The 22,030-nt window shown below is 55.4% G+C and carries 23 protein-coding genes and 1 pseudogene; 15 read left to right on the forward strand and 9 right to left on the reverse strand.

Features of this window, described 5'->3' with window-relative positions; genetic code table 11:
• Positions 1–19 precede the first annotated feature (19 nt).
• The 9 genes from rsxA (at position 20) to gstA (ending at position 9,150) form a co-directional block, all read left to right on the forward strand.
• Positions 20–601, forward strand: a complete 582-nt coding sequence (rsxA, locus tag JY391_RS11705; RefSeq protein ID WP_042282814.1) for an electron transport complex subunit RsxA — start codon at positions 20–22, stop codon at positions 599–601.
• On the forward strand, positions 601–1,179 hold the full coding sequence (gene rsxB, locus JY391_RS11710; protein WP_042282812.1) for an electron transport complex subunit RsxB: 579 nt from the start codon (positions 601–603) through the stop codon (positions 1,177–1,179). Before rsxA ends, rsxB begins: the two co-directional genes overlap by 1 nt.
• On the forward strand, positions 1,172–3,310 hold the full coding sequence (gene rsxC, locus JY391_RS11715; protein WP_211934346.1) for an electron transport complex subunit RsxC: 2,139 nt from the start codon (positions 1,172–1,174) through the stop codon (positions 3,308–3,310). Before rsxB ends, rsxC begins: the two co-directional genes overlap by 8 nt.
• Positions 3,311–4,369, forward strand: coding sequence for an electron transport complex subunit RsxD (gene rsxD, locus JY391_RS11720; RefSeq protein ID WP_060569708.1), 1,059 nt, complete (start codon positions 3,311–3,313; stop codon positions 4,367–4,369).
• Positions 4,370–4,372: 3 nt separating this feature from the next.
• Positions 4,373–4,993 carry an electron transport complex subunit RsxG gene (gene rsxG / locus JY391_RS11725; RefSeq protein ID WP_042282807.1) on the forward strand — a complete coding sequence of 207 codons (621 nt, stop codon included), beginning with the start codon at positions 4,373–4,375 and terminating at the stop codon, positions 4,991–4,993.
• Between the two features lie 3 nt (positions 4,994–4,996).
• Complete coding sequence (locus JY391_RS11730; RefSeq protein ID WP_042282805.1) at positions 4,997–5,695, forward strand: electron transport complex subunit E; 699 nt, start codon at positions 4,997–4,999, stop codon at positions 5,693–5,695.
• A complete protein-coding gene (nth, locus tag JY391_RS11735) occupies positions 5,692–6,327 on the forward strand; it encodes an endonuclease III (RefSeq protein WP_211934347.1) in 636 nt (211 codons plus the stop codon). The genes JY391_RS11730 and nth overlap by 4 nt, the downstream gene beginning before the upstream one ends.
• Positions 6,328–6,933: 606 nt before the next feature.
• Complete coding sequence (gene dtpA / locus JY391_RS11740) at positions 6,934–8,439, forward strand: dipeptide/tripeptide permease DtpA (protein ID WP_042282802.1); 1,506 nt, start codon at positions 6,934–6,936, stop codon at positions 8,437–8,439.
• A gap of 105 nt (positions 8,440–8,544) precedes the next feature.
• Positions 8,545–9,150: a glutathione transferase GstA gene (gstA, locus tag JY391_RS11745; RefSeq protein ID WP_200033149.1), complete on the forward strand. Its 606-nt coding sequence runs from the start codon at positions 8,545–8,547 to the stop codon at positions 9,148–9,150.
• 61 nt (positions 9,151–9,211) lie between these two features.
• Here the strand turns inward: gstA and pdxY are convergent, their stop codons facing one another.
• From pdxY to anmK, 5 genes are all read right to left on the reverse strand, one after another.
• Positions 9,212–10,072 (reverse strand): pyridoxal kinase PdxY, encoded by an 861-nt coding sequence (gene pdxY, locus JY391_RS11750; RefSeq protein WP_211934348.1) that lies wholly within the window; start codon positions 10,070–10,072, stop codon positions 9,212–9,214.
• 66 nt (positions 10,073–10,138) lie between these two features.
• Entirely contained in the window at positions 10,139–11,413 is a 1,275-nt protein-coding gene (tyrS, locus tag JY391_RS11755) for a tyrosine--tRNA ligase (protein WP_042282796.1), read from the reverse strand.
• A gap of 125 nt (positions 11,414–11,538) precedes the next feature.
• A complete protein-coding gene (pdxH, locus tag JY391_RS11760) occupies positions 11,539–12,195 on the reverse strand; it encodes a pyridoxamine 5'-phosphate oxidase (RefSeq protein ID WP_042282794.1) in 657 nt (218 codons plus the stop codon).
• Between the two features lie 58 nt (positions 12,196–12,253).
• Positions 12,254–12,577, reverse strand: coding sequence for a C-type lysozyme inhibitor (mliC, locus tag JY391_RS11765; RefSeq protein ID WP_042282791.1), 324 nt, complete (start codon positions 12,575–12,577; stop codon positions 12,254–12,256).
• A gap of 93 nt (positions 12,578–12,670) precedes the next feature.
• Entirely contained in the window at positions 12,671–13,792 is a 1,122-nt protein-coding gene (anmK, locus tag JY391_RS11770; protein WP_211934349.1) for an anhydro-N-acetylmuramic acid kinase, read from the reverse strand.
• 269 nt (positions 13,793–14,061) lie between these two features.
• Between anmK and slyB the strand changes: the two genes are divergently transcribed.
• Complete coding sequence (slyB, locus tag JY391_RS11775) at positions 14,062–14,529, forward strand: outer membrane lipoprotein SlyB (protein WP_042282788.1); 468 nt, start codon at positions 14,062–14,064, stop codon at positions 14,527–14,529.
• A gap of 42 nt (positions 14,530–14,571) precedes the next feature.
• On the opposite strand, the gene slyA is transcribed toward slyB, so the two are convergent.
• Positions 14,572–15,012, reverse strand: a complete 441-nt coding sequence (gene slyA / locus JY391_RS11780) for a transcriptional regulator SlyA (protein WP_082636795.1) — start codon at positions 15,010–15,012, stop codon at positions 14,572–14,574.
• Between the two features lie 194 nt (positions 15,013–15,206).
• Between slyA and JY391_RS11785 the strand changes: the two genes are divergently transcribed.
• The 3 genes and pseudogenes from JY391_RS11785 (at position 15,207) to JY391_RS11795 (ending at position 18,377) form a co-directional block, all read left to right on the forward strand.
• Complete coding sequence (locus JY391_RS11785; RefSeq protein ID WP_120714876.1) at positions 15,207–15,443, forward strand: DUF1656 domain-containing protein; 237 nt, start codon at positions 15,207–15,209, stop codon at positions 15,441–15,443.
• A 2-nt stretch (positions 15,444–15,445) separates the two neighbouring features.
• The gene (locus JY391_RS11790; RefSeq protein WP_042282784.1) at positions 15,446–16,303 is read left to right on the forward strand and encodes an efflux RND transporter periplasmic adaptor subunit; all 858 of its coding nucleotides are present in this window, start codon (positions 15,446–15,448) and stop codon (positions 16,301–16,303) included.
• A pseudogene (locus tag JY391_RS11795) lies at positions 16,304–18,377 on the forward strand (FUSC family protein). It abuts the gene before it with no gap.
• Here JY391_RS11795 and sodC read toward each other — a convergent pair.
• The 3 genes from sodC to JY391_RS11810 all read right to left on the reverse strand — a co-directional run bounded on the left by sodC (position 18,320) and on the right by JY391_RS11810 (position 20,106).
• A complete protein-coding gene (gene sodC, locus JY391_RS11800) occupies positions 18,320–18,841 on the reverse strand; it encodes a superoxide dismutase [Cu-Zn] SodC (protein ID WP_211934351.1) in 522 nt (173 codons plus the stop codon). The pseudogene JY391_RS11795 and the gene sodC overlap by 58 nt on opposite strands.
• 79 nt (positions 18,842–18,920) lie before the next feature.
• The gene (locus JY391_RS11805; RefSeq protein ID WP_211934352.1) at positions 18,921–19,817 is read right to left on the reverse strand and encodes an aldo/keto reductase; all 897 of its coding nucleotides are present in this window, start codon (positions 19,815–19,817) and stop codon (positions 18,921–18,923) included.
• Between the two features lie 49 nt (positions 19,818–19,866).
• Entirely contained in the window at positions 19,867–20,106 is a 240-nt protein-coding gene (locus JY391_RS11810; RefSeq protein WP_042282778.1) for a DUF1289 domain-containing protein, read from the reverse strand.
• Between the two features lie 102 nt (positions 20,107–20,208).
• Between JY391_RS11810 and JY391_RS11815 the strand changes: the two genes are divergently transcribed.
• Both JY391_RS11815 and JY391_RS11820 read left to right on the forward strand, forming a co-directional pair.
• Positions 20,209–20,808 carry a TetR/AcrR family transcriptional regulator gene (locus JY391_RS11815; RefSeq protein WP_211934353.1) on the forward strand — a complete coding sequence of 200 codons (600 nt, stop codon included), beginning with the start codon at positions 20,209–20,211 and terminating at the stop codon, positions 20,806–20,808.
• Between the two features lie 58 nt (positions 20,809–20,866).
• Positions 20,867–21,964, forward strand: coding sequence for an alkene reductase (locus tag JY391_RS11820; RefSeq protein ID WP_042282773.1), 1,098 nt, complete (start codon positions 20,867–20,869; stop codon positions 21,962–21,964).
• The last annotated feature ends 66 nt before the right edge of the window (positions 21,965–22,030 follow it).

The raw sequence follows: 22,030 nt of genomic DNA on the forward strand, positions 1-22,030 counted from the left end.
TTTTATTTCAGGCCGAAATATGACTGATTACCTGCTGCTGTTTATCGGAACTGTGCTGGTCAATAACTTTGTACTGGTGAAGTTTCTGGGGCTTTGTCCGTTTATGGGGGTGTCCAAAAAACTGGAAACCGCCATGGGGATGGGCCTCGCAACGACGTTCGTGATGACCCTGGCCTCGATCTGCGCATGGCTGATTGATACCTGGATCCTGATTCCGCTCAATCTGATTTATCTGCGCACGCTGGCCTTTATTCTGGTTATCGCGGTTGTTGTACAGTTCACCGAAATGGTGGTGCGTAAGACCAGCCCGGCGCTTTATCGCCTGTTGGGGATTTTCTTACCGTTGATCACCACCAACTGTGCAGTACTGGGCGTCGCGCTGCTGAATATCAACCTTGGTCACACTTTTTTACAGTCGGCGCTGTACGGATTTTCCGCCGCCGTCGGTTTTTCGTTGGTCATGGTGCTGTTTGCCGCCATTCGCGAGCGCCTCGCCGTGGCGGATGTCCCTGCCCCCTTTCGCGGTAACGCGATTGCGTTGATCACGGCAGGGCTAATGTCTCTGGCCTTTATGGGCTTTAGTGGTTTGGTGAAGTTGTAATGAATGCTTTCTGGATTGCCGTTGCCGCCTTGAGCCTGCTGGGCCTGGTGTTCGGCGCCATTCTGGGCTATGCCTCCCGCCGCTATGCGGTGGAAGATGATCCGGTCGTCGAAAAAATTGATGAAATTTTACCGCAAAGCCAGTGTGGGCAGTGCGGTTACCCCGGCTGTCGTCCCTACGCGGAAGCTATCGGTAGCCAGGGTGAGAAAATCAACCGCTGTGCGCCCGGCGGCGAAGCGGTGATGCTTAAAATCGCTGAACTGTTGAATGTCGATCCGCAGCCGATAGACGGCGATGAACAGGCCATTGCGCCTGTGCGTATGCTGGCCGTAATTGATGAAGCCAACTGTATCGGCTGCACGAAGTGCATTCAGGCCTGCCCTGTTGACGCGATTGTCGGTGCGACGCGCGCCATGCACACGGTGATGAGCGATCTCTGTACCGGCTGCAATCTCTGCGTCGATCCTTGCCCGACACAGTGTATCGAACTGCGCCCGGTCGCCGAGACGCCTGACAGTTGGAAGTGGGATTTAAACACGATCCCCGTGCGCATTATCCCCGTGGAACAACATGCTTAAGTTATTCTCTGCTTTCAGAAAAAATAAGATCTGGGATTTCGATGGCGGTATTCATCCGCCAGAAATGAAATCGCAGTCCAACGGAACGCCGCTGCGTCAGGTCCCCCTGGCGCAGCGCTTCGTTATTCCCCTAAAACAGCACATTGGCGCCGAGGGCGAACTGTGCGTTGCTGTCGGTGAGCACGTATTGCGGGGACAGCCGTTAACCCGTGGGCGCGGAAAAATGCTGCCGGTACATGCGCCCACCTCCGGTACGATAGCGGCAATTGCCCCGCACTCCACCGCCCATCCCTCTGCCCTCGCTGAACTGAGCGTGATCATCGATGCCGACGGCGAAGACCGCTGGATTGAGCGTGATGGTTGGTCGGATTACACCTCGCATAGTCGCGAAGAATTAATCACCCGCATCCACCAGTATGGCGTTGCGGGTCTTGGCGGCGCGGGCTTCCCAACCGGCGTAAAACTGCAGGGCGGCGGCGATAAAATCGAAACGCTGATCGTCAACGCGGCGGAATGTGAACCTTACATTACCGCTGACGATCGCCTGATGCAGGACTGTGCCGCGCAGGTCGTCGAGGGGATCCGCATCCTTGCGCATATCCTCCAGCCACGCGAGGTTCTGATTGGTATTGAAGATAACAAACCGCAGGCCATTTCGATGTTGCGCGCCGTGTTGGCCGACGCTCATGACATCTCCCTGCGCGTGATCCCCACTAAATATCCCTCAGGCGGCGCGAAACAACTTACCCAGATCCTGACCGGCAAACAGGTGCCCCACGGCGGTCGTTCTTCCGATATCGGCGTGCTGATGCAAAACGTCGGTACCGCCTATGCCGTTAAACGTGCGGTAATTGATGGTGAACCCATTACCGAACGCGTGGTGACGCTGACAGGCGAAGCCGTCAGTCGCCCCGGCAACGTCTGGGCGCGACTGGGTACGCCGGTGCGTCATCTTCTGAACGACGCGGGATTCTGCCCTTCAGCCGATCAAATGGTGATCATGGGCGGCCCGCTAATGGGCTTCACTCTGCCCTGGCTCGATGTGCCGGTGGTCAAAATCACTAACTGTCTGCTGGCGCCTTCCGCAACCGAAATGGGCGAACCCCAGGAAGAAAAAGGCTGTATTCGCTGCAGCGCCTGTGCGGACGCCTGCCCGGCCGATCTACTGCCGCAACAGCTTTACTGGTTCAGTAAAGGGCAGCAGCATGATAAAGCCACCGCGCACAACATTGCTGACTGCATTGAATGCGGCGCCTGCGCATGGGTATGCCCGAGCAATATTCCCCTGGTGCAATATTTCCGTCAGGAAAAAGCCGAACTGAACGCCATAAGCCAGGAAGAAAAACGGGCGGCGGAAGCCAAAGCGCGATTTGAAGCACGTCAGGCGCGTCTGGAACGCGAAAAAGCGGCACGCCTTGAGCGCCATAAAAAAGCGGCGGTCCAGCCAGCGGCGAAAGACCAGGACGCCATCACTGCAGCCCTTGCGCGAGTGAAACAAAAACAAGCTCAGGCAACTCAGCCGGTTATCATCCAGGCCGGGGAAAAACCGGATAACAGCGCGGTCATTGCCGCCCGGGAAGCGCGTAAGGCTCAGGCGCGCGCAAAACAGGCGGAAAATAGTGTCACCACGGATACCGACCCGCGTAAAGCGGCGGTCGAAGCCGCTATTGCCCGCGCGAAAGCGCGTAAGCTGACACAGCAGGCCACGGACGAACAGGCCGCGCCCGCCGAACCGGTGGACCCGCGTAAAGCGGCGGTTGAGGCTGCCATTGCCCGCGCGAAAGCGCGTAAGCTGGCGCAGCAGGCAACGGACGAACAGGCCGCGCCTGCCGAGCCGGTGGACCCGCGTCAAGCGGCGGTTGAAGCCGCCATTGCCCGCGCGAAAGCGCGTAAGCTGACACAGCAGGCAACGGACGAACAGGCCGCGCCCGCCGAACCGGTCGATCCGCGTAAAGCGGCGGTTGAAGCCGCCATTGCCCGCGCGAAAGCGCGTAAGCTGGCGCAGCAGGCAACAGACCAACAGGCCGCGCCCGCCGAACCGGTCGATCCGCGTAAAGCGGCGGTTGAAGCCGCCATTGCCCGCGCGAAAGCGAAAAAAGCCGCTCAGCAGCAGGTTGTCAACGAGGAATAAATGGTATTCAGAATCGCAAGTTCTCCTTACACGCATAACCAGCGTCAGACATCACGCATTATGCTGCTGGTTTTACTCGCCGCCGTACCGGGTATTGCCGCACAGCTGTGGTTTTTTGGCTGGGGCACGCTTTTTCAGATTGTGCTTGCAGGCATCAGCGCCGTTCTCGCAGAAGCCGCGGTGCTCAGACTGCGTAAACAGCCGGTTCTGTCCGTTTTAAAAGACAATTCCGCTGTGTTGACCGGATTGCTGTTGGCCGTCAGTATTCCGCCGCTGGCCCCCTGGTGGATGGGGGTTCTCGGTACCGTTTTCGCCGTGATTATCGCCAAACAGCTGTATGGCGGCCTGGGTCAGAATCCGTTTAACCCGGCAATGATTGGCTACGTTGTCCTGCTCATCTCCTTCCCCGTTCAGATGACAAGCTGGCTACCGCCACATGAGATTGCCGCGCTATCGCCAGGCCTGATGGATGCGCTTCAGGTGATCCTGACCGGTCATACCGCCAGCGGTAACGATATGAATAGCTTGCGGATGGGCATTGACGGGATCAGTCAGGCCACGCCGCTGGATACCTTTAAAACTGCGCTGCATGCGGGGCGCTCTGTTGACCAGATCCAGCAATACCCTATTTACCGCGGCGCGTTTGCGGGTGTGGGCTGGCAGTGGGTCAATCTGGCGTGGCTGGCTGGCGGTGTCTGGTTGCTGTGGAAAAAAGCGATTCGCTGGCATATTCCGGTCAGCTTTCTGCTCTCGTTAAGTGTCTGCGCAACGCTGGGCTGGTTTTTCGCCCCCGACGCCCTGGCCTCACCGTCAATCCACCTGCTTTCCGGTGCGACCATGCTCGGCGCGTTCTTTATTTTGACCGATCCGGTAACGGCCTCGACCACAAATCGGGGTCGTCTGGTGTTCGGCGCGCTTGCGGGGCTGCTGGTTTGGCTCATCCGCAGCTTTGGCGGTTATCCGGATGGCGTAGCCTTCGCCGTGCTGCTGGCGAATATTACGGTTCCGCTGATCGATTATTACACCCGTCCGCGGGTGTATGGCCATCGCAAAGGATAATCCATGCTGAAAACGATTCGTAAACATGGCATCACGCTGGCGCTGTTTGCAGCAGGCTCAACCGGACTGACCGCCGCCATCAATATGATGACCAAAACGACCATCGACGAGCAGGCCGCTCTCCAGCAAAAAGCGCTTTTTGATCAGGTGCTGCCCGCCGATCGCTATAACAATCAGCTACAGAACCGTTGTTTCATCGTTAGCGCCCCGGCGCTGGGGAAAGGCGAGCACCGCGTTTATATCGCCGAGAAAAACGGCACTCCCGTCGCGGCGGTAATGGAAGCGACGGCGCCTGATGGTTACTCCGGCGCGATTCAACTGCTGGTTGGCGCAGACTTCAACGGCACGGTTTTAGGCACGCGGGTTACCGAACATCACGAAACGCCAGGGCTGGGCGATAAAATCGAACGGCGCTTGTCAGACTGGATCACGCATTTCAGCGGTAAATCGATCCAGGGCGCAAACGACAGTCGCTGGGCAGTAAAAAAAGATGGCGGCGACTTTGACCAGTTTACTGGCGCGACCATTACGCCTCGCGCAGTGGTTAACGCCGTGAAGCGCGCTGGACTTTATGCACAAACGTTGCCCGCGCAACTTTCACACCTTCCCGCCTGTGGAGAATAGACCATGAGCGAAATCAAAGACGTTATTGTCCAGGGGTTATGGAAAAACAACTCCGCGCTGGTTCAGCTGTTGGGCTTATGCCCTCTGCTGGCGGTGACCTCAACGGCAACCAATGCGTTGGGCCTGGGACTTGCCACTACACTGGTGCTGACGCTCACCAACCTGACCGTTTCAGCGTTACGCCGCTGGACGCCAGCGGAAATTCGTATCCCGATTTATGTCATGATCATCGCGTCGGTGGTGAGCGCCGTGCAGATGCTGATCAACGCCTATGCCTATGGTCTATACCAGTCGTTAGGCATCTTTATTCCGCTTATCGTGACCAACTGCATCGTGGTGGGCCGCGCGGAAGCTTTTGCGGCGAAGAAAGGACCGGCGCTTTCGGCGCTTGACGGTTTCGCTATCGGCATGGGCGCCACTGGCGCGATGTTCGTGTTGGGGTCACTGCGTGAGATCCTCGGTAACGGCACCCTGTTTGACGGCGCGGACAGCCTGCTGGGAAGCTGGGCGAAAGTGCTGCGGATTGAAATTTTCCACACCGATTCCCCTTTCCTGCTGGCGATGTTGCCGCCGGGCGCCTTCATTGGGCTTGGCCTGATGCTGGCAGTGAAATACCTTATTGACGAGAAAATGAAAAAACGCCGCGCCAGCGTGGCGGTCGCAACGGAACTGCCCTCTGGCGAAACAGGGAATGCCTCATGAACAAAACGAAACGGCTGGAAATTTTAACCCGCTTGCGTGACAACAATCCGCACCCGACAACGGAACTGAACTTCAATTCGCCTTTTGAACTGTTGATCGCGGTCCTGCTGTCGGCCCAGGCCACCGACGTGAGCGTTAATAAAGCCACCGCGAAGCTTTACCCGGTCGCCAATACCCCTGCCGCCATGCTCGCGCTTGGCGTGGAGGGCGTTAAGTCATACATCAAGACAATCGGCTTGTTTAACAGCAAGGCCGAAAACGTCATCAAAACCTGCCGTATCTTGCTGGAAAAACATCAGGGTGAAGTACCCGAAGATCGCGCTTCGCTGGAAGCTCTGCCGGGCGTTGGTCGCAAGACCGCTAACGTCGTGCTTAACACCGCATTTGGCTGGCCCACCATCGCCGTAGATACGCATATTTTCCGCGTCTGTAACCGAACCCAGTTCGCGCCAGGTAAAAACGTTGAGCAGGTAGAAGAAAAGCTGCTGAAAGTGGTTCCCGCAGAGTTTAAAGTTGACTGCCATCACTGGCTGATTCTGCATGGCCGCTACACCTGCATTGCGCGTAAACCGCGCTGCGGCTCCTGCATTATTGAAGATCTTTGCGAATACAAAGACAAAGTCGACTTTTGACCGACCGGGGCGTCAGCCCGCCCCGTCATAACCCTTTGTTATCCTCTCCATGTCCGGTTCGTTGCCGACAATCCTATCGCCTGACATCCAGACCCTAATGGAATATGCGGGTGTTTAAACACTTATCCAGGTTAATCATTTTTTTGATAGCAAAAATTTCTATCCAATTGTGATCGCGATCAAACTGATAACCCTATGTAAATTATTTTATTCATTCTGGTTAAATTCAGCTGCAAATGCCCCGCTCAAAACTTTTATTGACAATACAATACACTGGCTATTTTTCAGATATTGGCCTATATCACTGCCTTAATCGTCAAATAGCAGAACATATTGCCACCGGTCCCTTTCACGCCCTCTTCATTAGCGTAAAAATCTGCCTTTTTACGATTAAAGAAATTTAACGCTGGATAACATTTCTTATGCCCGTTGAATTCACCACTTCAGATATATGTAACAGATTATTACAAAGGACTTGTCTGAAAGTGCAAGATAGTGAACATTACTTGCCGTTTCCCCTCCCACTATAACAATTTCACGGCTGCGTAAGACGCATCACGTGACAGAACACCCCCGTTAATATGGGATGTAAAAAAAGAGGTATAAGTGTCTACTGCAAACAATAAACCAACGGAAAGCGTCAGTCTGAACGCTTTCAAACAACCGAAAGCGTTCTATCTCATCTTCTCGATTGAGCTCTGGGAGCGTTTTGGTTATTACGGCCTGCAAGGGATCATGGCCGTTTACCTGGTTAAACAACTGGGTATGTCTGAAGCGGATTCTATCACCCTGTTCTCCTCCTTTAGCGCCCTGGTTTACGGTCTGGTCGCCATTGGTGGTTGGTTAGGGGATAAAGTACTGGGCACCAAGCGCGTGATTATGCTTGGTGCGATCGTGTTGGCTATTGGTTATGCGCTGGTCGCCTGGTCCGGTCACGATGCCGGGATCGTTTATATGGGGATGGCAGCCATTGCAGTGGGTAACGGCTTGTTTAAAGCCAACCCGTCTTCCCTGCTGTCTACCTGCTATGCCAAAGATGACCCGCGTCTTGATGGCGCATTTACCATGTACTACATGTCCGTCAACATCGGTTCATTCTTCTCCATGCTGGCGACACCATGGCTGGCTGCGCGTTACGGCTGGAGCACCGCGTTTGCACTGAGCGTTGTCGGTATGCTGATCACCGTTGTTAACTTCGCCTTCTGCCAGCGCTGGGTGAAAAACTACGGTTCGAAACCTGACTTCGAGCCTGTCAACTATCGCAACCTGCTGCTGACCATTGTTGGCGTTGTCGCGCTGATCGCCGTTGCGACCTGGCTGCTTCACAACCAGGAAATCGCGCGCATGGCGCTGGGCGTGATCGCCCTCGGTATCGTGATTATTTTTGCGAAAGAAGCCTTTTCCATGCAGGGCGCGGCACGCCGCAAAATGATTGTCGCCTTCATTCTGATGCTGGAAGCGATCATCTTCTTCGTTCTGTACAGCCAGATGCCAACCTCGCTGAACTTCTTCGCGATCCGTAACGTTGAGCACTCCATTCTGGGTATCGCGTTCGAGCCGGAACAGTATCAGGCGCTGAACCCGTTCTGGATCATCATCGGTAGCCCGATCCTCGCCGCTATCTATAACAAAATGGGCGACACCCTGCCGATGCCGATGAAATTCGCGCTGGGTATGGTGCTCTGCTCCGGTGCGTTCCTCGTGCTGCCGCTGGGTGCGAAATTCGCCACCGACGCAGGCATCGTCTCCGTTAACTGGCTGATTATTTGCTACGGCCTGCAAAGTATCGGTGAACTGATGATCTCCGGTCTGGGTCTGGCGATGGTGGCGCAACTGGTTCCGCAGCGTCTGATGGGCTTCATCATGGGGAGCTGGTTCCTGACGACCGCTGGCGCGAATATCATCGGCGGTTACGTCGCGAACATGATGGCTGTACCAGAAAACGTTACCGACCCGCTGATGTCTCTCGAAGTATACGGTCGCGTCTTCCTGCAGATTGGTGTGGCTACCGCCGTTATCGCAGCGCTGATGCTGCTTACTGCGCCGAAGCTGAACCGCATGACCCTGGACGACAACAACGACCAGAAAGCGTCTAAAACCGCTACCGCGTAAGACGTTGGGAAACACAAACGAGAGCCGCTAACTTTGCGTTAGCGGCTTTTTTTTTGTTCGCTCTCGCACTAGGATACGGTAAACCTCAGTTGAAAGGAGTAACCGATGAAACTGTTCTATAAGCCAGGCGCCTGTTCTCTTGCTTCCCATATTACCCTTCGCGAGAGCGGCAAAGATTTCACCCTTGAAGGGGTGGACTTGATGAAAAAGCGGCTGGAAAACGGCGATGACTTTTTCGCGGTTAACCCAAAAGGGCAAGTTCCGGCGCTATTGCTTGACGATGGCACTTTGCTGACGGAAGGCGTGGCGATCATGCAGTATCTCGCAGACAGCGTGCCGGATCGCCAACTGCTGGCGCCGGTGGGCAGTATTTCACGTTATAAAACGCTGGAATGGCTTAACTATATCGCTACTGAGCTGCACAAAGGCTTCACCCCGCTGTTTCGCCCGGATACGCCAGAAGAGTACAAACCCGCCGTCCGCGCTTTGCTGGAGAAAAAACTGCAATACGTCGATGAATCACTCAAAGAGGGTCAGTGGATTTGCGGTCAGCGTTTTACCATTGCCGACGCTTATCTTTTTACCGTATTGCGTTGGGCAAGTGCGGTGAAGCTGAATATGGCGAGCTTAAGCCATATTGCAGGGTATATGCAGCGAGCGGCAGAACGTCCGGCCATTGCCGCGGCGCTTAAGGCGGAAGGGTTGAAATAGCCGGACTGGCTGTGTAGCCGGGTATCGCTAACGCTTACCCGGCCTACGTTACGACAACCGCTTATAAGCGGGTCGCGCTGAAATAGTGCTCTGGTCTGGCGATACGATCCTGCGCCGCCACCACCTGCAGTTCATATTCCTGCATTTCCCGGGTCGCGATCATAATCTCATACACCGCCGCGGTGACATGTTCCAGCGCCTGCTGAAGGGTTGCTCCCTGCAACAGTTTTACCAACAGCAAACCACTGGTGACGTCGCCAACCCCCACCGGTTGGCGCGTGCCGAAATCGACCAACGGACGGCTGATGTGCCAGGCTTCTTCTGCCGTTACCAGCAGCATTTCAAAACGCTCCATGCTGAAGCCTGCGCGCGCCAGATGTTTCACCAGGACAATCTGTGGACCCTGCGCGATTAACTCACGGGCTGCCGTGACAGCGTCTTCTACGCTGTTCACCGCATGTTCGCACAGGATTTCCAGCTCAATCAGGTTAGGCGCAATGATGTCGCTTGCGGGAAGCGCATGACGAACGTGAAACTCAGCGACGCCTGGCGCCACGATGCAGCCCTTTTCCGGGTGTCCCATGACCGGGTCGCAAAAATATTTTGCCGCCGGATTCGCCGCTTTCACCTGGCGGACGATCCCCAGAATATGCTCACCTTGCTCCGCAGATCCCAGATAACCGCTCAGCACTGCATCACAGCGCTTGAGCTGATCGATATCGGCGATACCCTGCACAATTTCGCTCAGATGCGACGGTGGCATAACACACCCCGTCCATTTGCCGTACTGCGTGTGATTAGAGAATTGTACCGTATTGAGGGGCCAGACGTTGGCGCCGAGGCGGCGCATTGGGAACTCCGCAGCGCTGTTGCCAGCATGTCCAAAAACCACATGGGACTGGATGGCGAGGATATTCTTCATTTTTTGCTTACCACAACCCTGAAAAAAGAAAGGGGCGTAGTTTCCCACGCCCCTGCTGACTTATTGTTACTTCCAGCACACCAGACAGTAATTCTTCTTGCCGCGACGCAGCAGCGTGTAGCGGCCATACAGACGATCGCTTTCCGCGAAGACATACTCCGGATCGGACTGCTTTGCGCCGTTAATGGTGATCGCGTTCGAGGCGATAGTTTTACGCGCCTGACCGCGAGAAGGCTGCAGCTCGGCATCCACCAGCGCCTGCATCAGATCCGCGCCCTTTTCCATCTCAACCATCGGAACGCCGTCCTGCGCAAGCTGTTCGAAGTCCGCTTCGCTCAGATCGCTCAGCGTCCCGTTGAACAGGCTCTCTGTGATGCGTTTCGCCGCCACCAGACCTTCTTCACCGTGGACCAGACGCGTCACCTGCTCAGCCAGCACGTACTGGGCGCGAGGCGCTTTGCCGCTGTTTTTGTCTTCTTCTTCCAGCGCGTTGATCTCTTCGATATCCATAAAGGTGAAGAATTTCAGGAAGCGATACACATCGGCATCGGCGGTGTTGATCCAGAACTGGTAGAATTTGTAAGGACTGGTTTTCTTCGGATCCAGCCACACTGCGCCGCCTTCGGTTTTACCAAACTTGGTGCCATCGGCTTTGGTGATCAGCGGAACGGTCAGCCCGAACACCTGGTTCTGATGCAGACGACGGGTCAGGTCGATACCGGAAGTAATGTTGCCCCACTGGTCCGAACCGCCAATTTGCAGCGTCACGCCGTGAAGTTTATTCAGGCAGGCAAAATCGTAACCTTGCAGAAGATTGTAGGAGAACTCGGTAAACGAGATACCCTGATCGTCACGATTCAGGCGCTGCTTCACCGCTTCTTTGTTGATCATCTGGTTAACGGAGAAATGCTTACCGATATCGCGCAGGAAGGTCAGCACGTTCATGTTGCCGAACCAGTCATAGTTGTTCGCTGCGATGGCGGAATTGTCGCCGCAGTCGAAATCGAGGAACGGCGCAACCTGTTTACGGATTTTGTCTACCCACTCCTGAACGGTGTCTTCCGTGTTCAGTTTACGCTCGGCGGCTTTGAAGCTCGGGTCGCCAATCAGACCCGTTGCGCCGCCAACCAGCGCGACGGGCTTATGACCAGCCTGCTGGAAGCGTTTCAGGCATAACAAGGGAACCAGATGCCCCAAATGCAAGCTGTCAGCGGTAGGATCGAAGCCGCAATAGAGCGCGATCGGGCCTTGCGCCAGTCGCTCTGCTAACGCTTCCTCGTCCGTCACCTGGGCTACCAGCCCCCGCTCTTGCAATTGTTTAATCAAGTTACTGCTTGCCATCAAAATCTCCATGTATAAAACGACTGCACCTTTGCCGGTACACGACTTTTCGCCAGACGCGAAAGCTCTATAGAATAAAGCGCCGGGGCACGCAGCGCTAGCGCTTAAAACAACATTTTCGGGGTTTACGGGGCGAGCCGATCAATTTTCCACGCGTTATTTTCCCGCTGATAGAGAAAGCGATCATGCAGACGGTGCTCACCACCCTGCCAAAACTCCATTTGCTCGATGCTGATGCGGAATCCGCCCCAGAAGCTGGGCAGCGGTACGTCGCCCTGTTGGAACTTCTGTTTCAGCTCAAGGAATTTGCTTTCGAGGATCCCGCGTGCGGAAATTCGGCTGGACTGCTTAGAGACCCAGGCGCCTATCTGGCTGTCTCGCGGACGGCTGTGGAAATACTTGATCACTTCGAGCGTCGACAACCGTTCTGCCTGACCGATAACCATCACCTGACGTTCCAGCATATGCCACGGGAACAGCAGGCTGACGCGCGGATTATTTTCAATTTGATGCGCTTTACGGCTTCCGAGGTTGGTGTAAAAGACCAACCCTTTTTCGTCATAGTGCTTGAGGAGGACGATACGCTGGTACGGTTGGCCATTTTCATCGACCGTGGCGACGACCATCGCAGTGGGATCGGCCAGTCTGGCTTCACATGCCTGAGCCAGCCAGCGTTCGAAAAGGGTTAATGGTTCAGCGGGGAGATCGTGGCGACGCAGGCCACCTTTTGTGTATTCACGGCGCAGGTGCGCGATTTGCTGCAATTCGTCGTTATCAGACATGGTGTTCGCTACGGATTGTCAGTGGGTGGCGCTATTGTGCGCCGCCCTGTTGAAAATCTCAACGCTTCGGGTTTTGTAACTGACAGTTATTCAACACGATGCGGTCGCGCTTATAAACGGTGGCGCTGTCGCCCTTCGACCAGAAAACATAAATGCCGTCGGTGTACCGCGCGCCGGAGGCTGATACGCCCTGCTTGAGAGTCAGCAGCTTATTATCATAAATAAAGCTAACGTCCTGGCGGGTGTTATTCGATTTTACGGTTAGTGGTTTTTCGTCGCACTGGTATTCCAGCGTGTCCGTTTGCATCCGCTCGACAAACTGGTTATAGACGCTGCAGCCTGACAGCATAAGCGGAAGGCAGAGGAGTAAGAGTTTTTTCATAGCCGTATCCTGAAGACTTTCCTGGTCATGGAGGGTGAAAATACCCTCCCTAATGTTCCGATTGTAACGTCAGACGCCGCCAGAAAAATTCAGTTAACTCTGAGTTCGCGGGTTAGCCGGAAAAATCCCGCCCAGCACACTCGCTTCGCGCGCGCCGGTCACCGACGGTAAATTACCCGGCAGTCCGGCTACCGTTCGCCACGCCAGCCAGGCGAAAGCCAACGCTTCCATATCATCACCGCTGACGCCCGCGGTATCGGTGGTGGTCACTTCCGTTCCCGGCAGTAACGCAGCCAACCTCGCCATCAGCAGCGGGTTGCGGCTTCCTCCGCCACACACCATCAGACGGTCGCAACCCCCGTTCAGCAACACTTGTTCAGAAATTGTCACCGCGGTCAGCTCGGTAAGCGTCGCCTGTACGTCCTGCGCTTTCACGCCGGGAAAGGCCGCCAGTTGACGTTCGATCCAGCCATAGTTGAAATACTCCCGCCCGGTACTTTTCGGCGCAGGCAGCGCGAACCACGGATCGCTGAGCATCGCCTGCAGCAGAGGAATGATTACCGTTCCGCCGCGCGCCCATTCAGCATCTTTATCATATGGCTTCGCACACTGCCGCCAGATCCAGGCATCCATCAGCATATTGCCGGGCCCGGTGTCATGCCCGCGCACCGGCTGATCCGGTATCAACAGCGAGAGATTGGCGATTCCGCCGATATTGAGCACCATTCGCCGCTCCGTCGGATGCGCCAGCAGCGCCTGGTGAAAAGCAGGGACCAGCGGCGCGCCCTGTCCGCCCAGCGCGATATCCCGACGGCGAAAATCGCCCACCACCGTGATACCGGTGCGCGCCACAATCTGGTTGTTATCGCCTATCTGCATCGTATGCGGGAATGCGCCCGTCGGCTCATGCCATACCGTTTGCCCGTGACAGCCAATCGCCACAATGTCCTGAGGGCGAAGCTTTTCCTGAGCAAGCAGTCCGTTAACCGCGTCAGCGAAGAGTTGGCCAAGTTGCACATCAAGCTGGCCTAACCGGGAAAGGGTCAGGGGCTGTCCCTCGCAAATGTCGAGAATCGCGTGTTTAAGCGCGACGGGCATCGGCCAGCTCACGCTCGCCTGTTGCGCCACCATTGTGTCATCTATCGTCGCCAGTACCACGTCAACACCATCGAGGCTGGTGCCTGACATCACGCCAATATAGCGGCCCGATTTCATACCTGTTCCTTATTAAGCCTGACTTTGCGTCACACTCCATCATAAACCCGCGTGCAATGCTACGCTTCATTAACGTTTTGTTCCGAAATTCCGTATAGCGTCCTGTTTAATAAACTGACTGAATAGTTCGTTTAAAGTTGGTTAACGAGCCTGTTATTATGATTTCTGTTTAGTCTGGACAGAATATGTGACCTCAAACGCACAAATGCCATATAATTGAACCATGGGAGATGCCTGGATGGCGTTTCATGGTGAACAGGAGATTTTAAATGATTAAACGTGTGCTGATCGTTTCACTGGCTGGCCTGTCCTTAGTGGGCTGTGCTAACACCGATAGCCTTTCAGGTGATGTGTATACCGCTTCGGAAGCAAAACAAGTGCAGAACGTCACTTACGGTACCATCGTAAACGTTCGTCCGGTTCAGATTCAGGCGGGTAACGATGAAAACGTGATCGGTGCGATCGGGGGTGCGGTTCTCGGTGGTTTCCTGGGTAACACCGTTGGCGGTGGTACGGGCCGTTCACTGGCTACCGCAGCAGGCGCAGTCGCCGGCGGCGTCGCAGGCCAGAGCGTTCAGGGTGCGATGAATAAAACCCAGGGCGTGGAACTGGAAATCCGTAAGGATGATGGAAATACCATCATGGTCGTACAGAAACAGGGTAACACCCGTTTCTCTGCGGGTCAGCGCGTGGTGCTGGCAAGCAACGGTCGTCAGGTTACCGTCTCTCCGCGCTAAACGAATTACGTGTGGTCAGGGCTGGCCACACGTCTCCCCACCTCAGTCTCGCGACTGTAACTCGATAATATTGCGCTCAAGTCGGGCGATGAGTTTAATCAGCAGATCAATTTCCTGCGTTGAAATCCCTTCCAGAATTTCACCACGCGTTTTGTTGATGACCGCTTCCATGTCGGCAATCAGCGGTTCAGCCTTTTCAGTCAGCTTGATACGTTTTGCCCGGCGATCGCTGGCGCACGTCTGTCGTGAAATCAGGCCTTTTTCTTCGAGCTGATCCAGCGTACGTACCAGTGATGGCTGTTCAATGCCGATCGCTTTTGCCAATTGAATCTGTGATTGATCGGGCGGCAATTGGTGAATATTATGCAGCGTTACCCAGTGTGTCTGCGTCAACTCCAGAGGCTTAAGACGGTGGTCTATCAAAGCACGCCAAATGCGCACCAACCGTGCCAGATCAGAACCTAATGGCGATTCCAATTTCATCTCCTTATAATTAGCTTGCTAAGATATTATACTGATTTTAGAATAGTGTGCAGCATTTGCATTCCTAAAACAAATGTATTGCTGCATTTGCTTACGTGTTGACATATTTTTCAGACATTACGCGAAAAAAGCGCGTTCTGAGGTTTTTTTTGCTAAACCTGTAGTAACGCGACCTGACGCAAAGGATTTTTGCTGTGACCATCGCACTTAATGCAACGGGAATGCCCTTACAAGACATGGTGATTGGCGCATCCATTTATTTCCCTCCCCTTTTCAAAGCCTTTGCGCTGGGCTTTATCCTGTGGCTGTTCATTCATCGCCTTCTGCGCGACCGTCTCTATTCCGGCGAATACTGGCATCCTTTGTTGCTGGATCTCTCTCTTTTTGCCCTGTGCGTTTGCGCTGGCCTGTTATTGTTGGTGGTGTTCTGATTATGTCACTCAAAACGTTAAAATATTTTTCGACGATCGTCATCGCCACTGCCGCGGTGCTCGCCGGTTGGTGGATGTGGAATTATTACATGCAGTCTCCCTGGACGCGTGACGGTAAAGTCAGAGCCGAACAGGTCAGCGTTACCCCGCAGGTATCCGGGGCGATCGTCGACCTGAAAGTGAAAGATAACCAGTTTGTTCACGCCGGCGACCTGCTGTTCAGCATCGACAAAACACCTTTTCATATCGCAGAGCTCAATGCGCAAGCTCAACTGGCAAAAGCACAGTCCGATCTGGCTAAAGCCAATAACGAAGCCAACCGCCGTCGCCATTTAACCCGTAATGTAATCTCCGCCGAGGAGCTTGACACGGCTAACCTGAATGTCAAAGCCATGCAAGCAAGCGTTGGCGTCGCCCAGGCAACGCTGAAACAGGCCCAGTGGCAGCTCAGTCAGACGGAAGTACGCGCCCCGGTTTCCGGCTGGATCACCAACCTTTCCACCCGAACGGGGGATTTCGCCGCCACCGGACAGCCGCTGTTTGCGCTGGTCGACAGCCACTCTTTTTACGTGATGGGGTATTTTGAAGAGACCAAATTACGCCACATTCGTCCTGGCGCGCCTGCGCAAATAACGCTTTATAGCGGCAACGTAAAGTTACAGGGTCACGTTTCCAGTATCGGTCGTGCCATTTACGACCAGAGCGTGGAAAGTGATTCAGGTCTGGTGCCAGACATTAAACCCAATGTGCCCTGGGTTCGGCTGGCGCAGCGGGTGCCAGTGCGGATTGAATTTAACGCATTGCCGAAAGACCTGACGCTTGTCTCTGGCACCACCTGCAGTGTGGCGATTGGGCAGTAAATGACGCTCCCTCGTCTCTCCCTGCGCAATACGCCATGGCTGAAAGCCACCGCCGGACAATGGCGCTATGCGCTGCGTAACACCCTTGCCATGTGCCTGGCGCTGACCTTTGCCTATTACCTGAATCTCGATGAACCCTACTGGGCGATGACCTCCGCTGCGGTTGTCAGCTTCCCGACCGTGGGCGGCGTGATCAGTAAAAGCCTGGGCCGTATCGCGGGGAGCCTGCTTGGCGCTACCGCTGCGCTGATTCTCGCCGGACACACCCTTAATGAACCGTGGCTTTTTCTGCTTAGCATGGCGGCGTGGATCGGCTTTTGTACCTGGGCCTGCGCGTATTTCAGCAATAATGTCGCTTACGCCTTTCAACTGGCGGGCTACACGGCGGCGATTATCGCCTTTCCAATGGTAAACATTGTCGAAATAACCCAACTGTGGGATATCGCCCAGGCGCGAGTCTGCGAAGTGATTGTCGGGATTTTATGCGGCGGCATGATGATGATGATCCTGCCCAGTACCTCAGACGGCACCGCCCTGTTGACGGCGCTGAAGAAGATGCATGCGCGCCTGCTGGAACATGCGAGTTTGCTGTGGCAACCGGACACAACCGATGCCATTCGCGCCGCTCACGAAGGGGTGATCGGGCAAATACTGACGATGAACTTATTGCGTATCCAGGCGTTCTGGAGCCATTACCGCTTTCGTCGACAGAACGCGCTGCTTAATGCCCTGCTGCACCAGCAACTGCGTCTCACCAGCGTCATCTCCAGCCTGCGAAGAATGTTGCTGAACTGGCCCAATCCGCCCGCCAATAGCCGGGAGATTATTGAGGCGCTACTGCTCGCCCTGGCCCGACCGCAAACTGACAGCTATACCGTTGCCAGGATCTTTGCCCCGCTTGCACCGCCAGATAGATCAGATTTTCGTCACGTCGCCTTCTGGCAGCGGCTGCGCTATTTTTGCCGTCTTTATCTGCAAAGCAGCCGCCAGCTACGGCTACTGGAAACAGACACGCTACAGGCGCACATCAGCATCCCGCGGGTCCCAGCCCTTGCGCGCCATACTGACAGCGCGGAGGCTATCTGGAGCGGCCTGCGCACCTTCGCTACGCTAATGGCTATCGGCGCGTGGAGTATCGGCGCGCAGTGGGAATCGGGCTCGGGGGCGCTCACGCTGGCCGCCATCAGTTGTGTGCTCTATTCGGTAGTGGCGACACCGTTTAAATCGCTGTCGCTACTGATGCGTACGCTGGTGTTACTGTCGTTGTTCAGCTTTGTGGTGAAGTTTGGTTTGATGGTCCAGATCAGCGATCTCTGGCAATTTTTGCTGTTCCTGTTTCCGTTACTCGTCACCATGCAACTGTTCAAACTGCAAATGCCAAAGCTGGCGGGCCTGTGGGGACAATTGATTGTATTTATGGGCTCATTTATCGCGGTGACGAACCCGCCCGTTTATGACTTTGCCGATTTCCTTAACGATAATACGGCCAAAATTGTTGGCGTCGCCCTGTCATGGCTGGCATTCGCCATTCTGCGTCCCGGTTCTGATGCGCGTAAAAGCCGGCGGCATATCCGCGCGCTGCGTCGCGATTTTGTCGATCAGTTAAGCCGTCGCCCCTCACTCAGCGAACATGAGTTTGAGTCGCTGACTTATCACCACGTCAGCCAGTTAAGCAACAGCCAGGACGCGCTGGCGAGGCGCTGGCTTCTGCGATGGGGAGTGGTGTTACTGAACTGTTCACACGTTGTCTGGCAGCTGCGCGCCTGGGAATCGCGTTCCGATCCGCTGTCGCGGGTGAGAGATATCTGTATCGCTTTGTTGCGTGACGTGATGAGCGAGCGCGGCGTACAACAGCGGCCGCTGGCGGCGTCCCTGGCGGAACTGCTGCGCATCTGCGAAACGCTTTCGCGTCACCCGCAGCCTGCCGCGCAGGAACTGGCCGCTCTTCTCTGGCGGCTACACTGCTCGCTGTCACAACTCGAGCAGGCGCCGCCAGAAGGAACGCTGACAACCTGATTATTTAATGACACCACAGGCAAACCGTGCCCCGCCGCCGCCCAACGGTTTTGGCTGATCGGACATATTATCGCCGCCAACGTGGATCATCAGCGCCTTATCTTTGATTTCATTGAGGGATTTCAGGCGTGATGCGGTCACAGGAATAACGGCTTTCCCTTCGTTGTTGACCACCAGTACGGGCAAGTCGCCTAAATGCCCTTCACCGTCTGGCCCGGCGTGCTTGCCGGTTTGGTGGGGGTCGAAGTGCCCGCCCGCGGCTTCTGCGGCAGATGCTTTACCGTCTTTCATCGCCGGTTCGCAACTGCCATTCGCGTGAATGTGAAAACCATGCTCGCCCGGCGGCAACGCTTTCAGATCCGGCGTAAACTCCAGCCCTTTATCGGTTTCATTAATGGTCACCTCACCGATGGATTGCCCAATACCTTGTGCGGTGACCAGATTCATTTCCACTTTCTCACTGGCGGCCTGCGCCCCGGTACAGGCTAACAGGGTTAACACGGCCAGACTTAATCGTTTCATAGGACCTCCGTTTTGGGTGCATTTGGCTTAAGTGTAAACCAGAGACGCAATTTTGAACGGAAAATCCAATATTTAGCGATTACGGCACGTCATACCCGAGCGCGGCTTTACGAATACGGAACCATTGCTGACGGCTCATGTTCAGCGACGCCGATCCCACGGCGGCCCTGACGCGCTCAATTTTGCCGGAACCGATAATCGGCAGCGGCTGCGATGGCAAACGAAGCACCCAGGCGTACACGACCTGCTCAATCGTCTCTGCGTTTAGCTCCTCCGCCACTACCGCCAGCTCATTACGTAGCGGCTGAAACGCATCGTCGTTAAATAAACGACCGCCGCCGAGGCACGACCATGCCATCGGACGAATACGCAGTTGCTGAAGTTGATCGAGCGTGCCATCCAGCAGCAGCGGCTGATGCACCGGAGAAATCTCCACCTGATTCGTTGCCAGCGTGAACGGTAAACGGGACTGCAGCAGCGTAAACAGCGCGGGAGTAAAGTTTGACACGCCAAAGTGACGTACTTTTCCGCTCTGGTGCAGATGCTGGAAGGCTTCTGCCACCTCGTCGGCGTCCATCAGCGGATCGGGACGATGAATCAGCAGCAGATCCAGACGATCGGTGGCCAGATTGACCAGCGACTGCTCGGCACTCTTCACGATATGGTCACGATCGGTGATGTAGTGACCGAGGGCGTTTTCTGCCCGCGCGGTGGTGGCGATACCGCATTTTGTGACAATCTCCATTTGCTCGCGCAGATGCGGCGCCAGCTTCAGCGCGTCACCAAAGGCCGCCTCGCACTGGTAGCCGCCATAAATATCCGCGTGGTCGACGGTGGTGATACCCAGTTCCAGGTGCTGCTCGATAAAGCTTACTCGCTCCTGGGGGGACATGTTCCAGTCCATCAGTCGCCAGTAGCCCATCACAAAGCGGGAAAAGGTCGGGCCTTGCGGCGCAATTGTCGTACGCTGAACCATAACTGCTTCCTCGTGAAATAAAGTGTTCCGAGTATATACAATTCGTCGGTTAAAAGAGTGAAGGCTGTTGCGGTTCTTCAGGCTCTGCGGGTTTGTTTGCGCGCAATTTACGCAGCAGGCGCTGGCGGCACAGCCTCAGCACGTCCTGCTTCTGGGCGTCACTCATTTTCTGCCAGTTGAAGCGTTCGTCACGGCTGCGAAAACAGCCGCGACAAAATCCCCTCTCGTCGGACTGACAGATGCCGCGACACGGACTCTGGACGGGAAAAAATTCTAACTGCTCTGCCACATCCCCTCCTCATCTTTCGCCTGTACACACTATTGAAGACGGAAACCTGCTATCTGGCAACCCGGCTTGCATTAGACCGACTGGTCTATTACACTCTGCCCTATGAACAAGCATACTGAATGCGATACCCGCGAACACTTACTGGCCACCGGCGAGCGTCTGTGCATGCAGCGCGGATTTACCGGGATGGGCCTTAGCGAACTGTTGAAGACCGCCGAAGTGCCAAAGGGCTCGTTTTACCACTATTTTCGCTCCAAGGAAGCTTTTGGCGTCGCGATGCTGGAGCGCCATTTTGCCGCTTATCATCAGCGATTAACGGAGCACTTTACTACGGGCGCCGGAAATTACCGTGACCGCATTCTGGCTTACTATCAGGAAACGCTGAATCAGTTTCGTCAGCAGGGAACCATCAGTGGTTGTCTGACGGTAAAACTGTCCGCTGAGGTGTGCGATCTGTCTGAAGACATGCGTTCCGCGATGGACAAAGGCGCGAGCAATATTATCGCCATTCTTGCCCATGCGCTGGAAAAGGGTCGCGAAAGCCGTTGTCTGACATTTCCCGGCGAGCCGTTACAGCAGGCGCAAATCCTTTACGCGCTCTGGTTGGGCGCGAATTTACAGGCCAAGATTTCGCGCAGCGCCATGCCGCTCGAAAACGCGCTGGCGCATGTGCGACGTATCATTACAACGCCTGAGGGTTAACAGGCGTTTTTATTTACTCAATCACTAGACGACCGGTCTATTCATCACTGGAGCCATTATGTCCTCTGAAAAACTGTTTACCCCACTGAAGGTGGGTGCGATCACCGCAGCTAACCGTGTATTCATGGCCCCGCTGACGCGTCTGCGCAGCATTGAGCCTGGCGACATCCCGACTCCGTTAATGGCAGAATATTACCGCCAGCGCGCCAGCGCCGGTCTCATCATCAGCGAAGCGACGCAAATTTCCGCCCAGGCGAAAGGCTATGCGGGCGCGCCGGGTCTGCACAGCGACGAGCAGATTGCCGCGTGGAAAAAAATTACTGCCGGCGTTCATGCAGAAAACGGGCATATTGCCGTACAGCTGTGGCACACCGGGCGCATTTCCCATGCCAGCCTGCAACCAGGAGGGCAGCCGCCGGTTTCCGCTTCCGCGCTCAGCGCCGGGACGCGCACCTCTCTACGTGACGAAAACGGCAATGCGATCCGCGTTGACACCTCCATGCCGCGCGCGCTGGAAACCCATGAAATCCCGGGTATCGTGAATGATTTCCGCCAGGCCATCGCCAATGCCCGCGAAGCCGGTTTCGATCTCGTTGAGTTGCACTCCGCCCACGGATATCTGCTGCATCAGTTCCTTTCACCTTCCTCTAACCACCGTACCGACCAGTACGGCGGCAGCGTTGAAAATCGCGCGCGTCTGGTTCTTGAGGTAGTGGATGCGGGGATTCAGGAATGGGGCGCTGACCGTATTGGTATTCGCATCTCCCCTATCGGTACTTTCCAGAACGTGGACAATGGCCCCAACGAAGAAGCAGATGCGCTGTATCTGATCGAAGAACTGGGTAAACGTGGCATCGCTTATCTGCATATGTCCGAGCCGGACTGGGCAGGCGGCGCGTCTTATACTGAAGCCTTCCGCGAAAAAGTACGCGCGCGTTTCCAGGGGCCCATCGTTGGCGCTGGCGCATACACCCGTGAAAAAGCGGAAACCCTCATTGAAAAAGGCCTGATCGACGCGGTTGCGTTCGGTCGCGATTACATTGCCAACCCGGATCTGGTCACCCGACTGCAACGTAAAGCCGAGCTAAACCCGCAGCGCAGCGAGAGTTTCTACGGTGGCGGCGCGGAAGGTTATACCGATTACCCGACGCTGTGATCCCGCCTGCGGCATTCCTCCATTGATAGCGGCGCGAAAACGCCGCTATACTAAAACAACATTTTG

Source organism: Citrobacter sedlakii, from assembly GCF_018128425.1.
In the GTDB taxonomy this organism is placed as follows: domain Bacteria; phylum Pseudomonadota; class Gammaproteobacteria; order Enterobacterales; family Enterobacteriaceae; genus Citrobacter_A; species Citrobacter_A sedlakii.

Bases quoted from the DNA above. Each gene is read 5' to 3' on its own strand.
- rsxA (WP_042282814.1), top strand. From the start codon at position 20: ATGACTGATTACCTGCTGCTGTTTATCGGAACTGTGCTGGTCAATAAC.
- rsxB (WP_042282812.1), top strand. From the start codon at position 601: ATGAATGCTTTCTGGATTGCCGTTGCCGCCTTGAGCCTGCTGGGCCTG.
- rsxC (WP_211934346.1), top strand. From the start codon at position 1,172: ATGCTTAAGTTATTCTCTGCTTTCAGAAAAAATAAGATCTGGGATTTC.
- rsxD (WP_060569708.1), top strand. From the start codon at position 3,311: ATGGTATTCAGAATCGCAAGTTCTCCTTACACGCATAACCAGCGTCAG.
- rsxG (WP_042282807.1), top strand. From the start codon at position 4,373: ATGCTGAAAACGATTCGTAAACATGGCATCACGCTGGCGCTGTTTGCA.
- JY391_RS11730 (WP_042282805.1), top strand. From the start codon at position 4,997: ATGAGCGAAATCAAAGACGTTATTGTCCAGGGGTTATGGAAAAACAAC.
- nth (WP_211934347.1), top strand. From the start codon at position 5,692: ATGAACAAAACGAAACGGCTGGAAATTTTAACCCGCTTGCGTGACAAC.
- gstA (WP_200033149.1), top strand. From the start codon at position 8,545: ATGAAACTGTTCTATAAGCCAGGCGCCTGTTCTCTTGCTTCCCATATT.
- pdxY (WP_211934348.1), bottom strand. From the start codon at position 10,072: ATGAAGAATATCCTCGCCATCCAGTCCCATGTGGTTTTTGGACATGCT.
- tyrS (WP_042282796.1), bottom strand. From the start codon at position 11,413: ATGGCAAGCAGTAACTTGATTAAACAATTGCAAGAGCGGGGGCTGGTA.
- pdxH (WP_042282794.1), bottom strand. From the start codon at position 12,195: ATGTCTGATAACGACGAATTGCAGCAAATCGCGCACCTGCGCCGTGAA.
- mliC (WP_042282791.1), bottom strand. From the start codon at position 12,577: ATGAAAAAACTCTTACTCCTCTGCCTTCCGCTTATGCTGTCAGGCTGC.
- anmK (WP_211934349.1), bottom strand. From the start codon at position 13,792: ATGAAATCGGGCCGCTATATTGGCGTGATGTCAGGCACCAGCCTCGAT.
- slyB (WP_042282788.1), top strand. From the start codon at position 14,062: ATGATTAAACGTGTGCTGATCGTTTCACTGGCTGGCCTGTCCTTAGTG.
- slyA (WP_082636795.1), bottom strand. From the start codon at position 15,012: ATGAAATTGGAATCGCCATTAGGTTCTGATCTGGCACGGTTGGTGCGC.
- JY391_RS11790 (WP_042282784.1), top strand. From the start codon at position 15,446: ATGTCACTCAAAACGTTAAAATATTTTTCGACGATCGTCATCGCCACT.
- sodC (WP_211934351.1), bottom strand. From the start codon at position 18,841: ATGAAACGATTAAGTCTGGCCGTGTTAACCCTGTTAGCCTGTACCGGG.
- JY391_RS11805 (WP_211934352.1), bottom strand. From the start codon at position 19,817: ATGGTTCAGCGTACGACAATTGCGCCGCAAGGCCCGACCTTTTCCCGC.
- JY391_RS11815 (WP_211934353.1), top strand. From the start codon at position 20,209: ATGAACAAGCATACTGAATGCGATACCCGCGAACACTTACTGGCCACC.
- JY391_RS11820 (WP_042282773.1), top strand. From the start codon at position 20,867: ATGTCCTCTGAAAAACTGTTTACCCCACTGAAGGTGGGTGCGATCACC.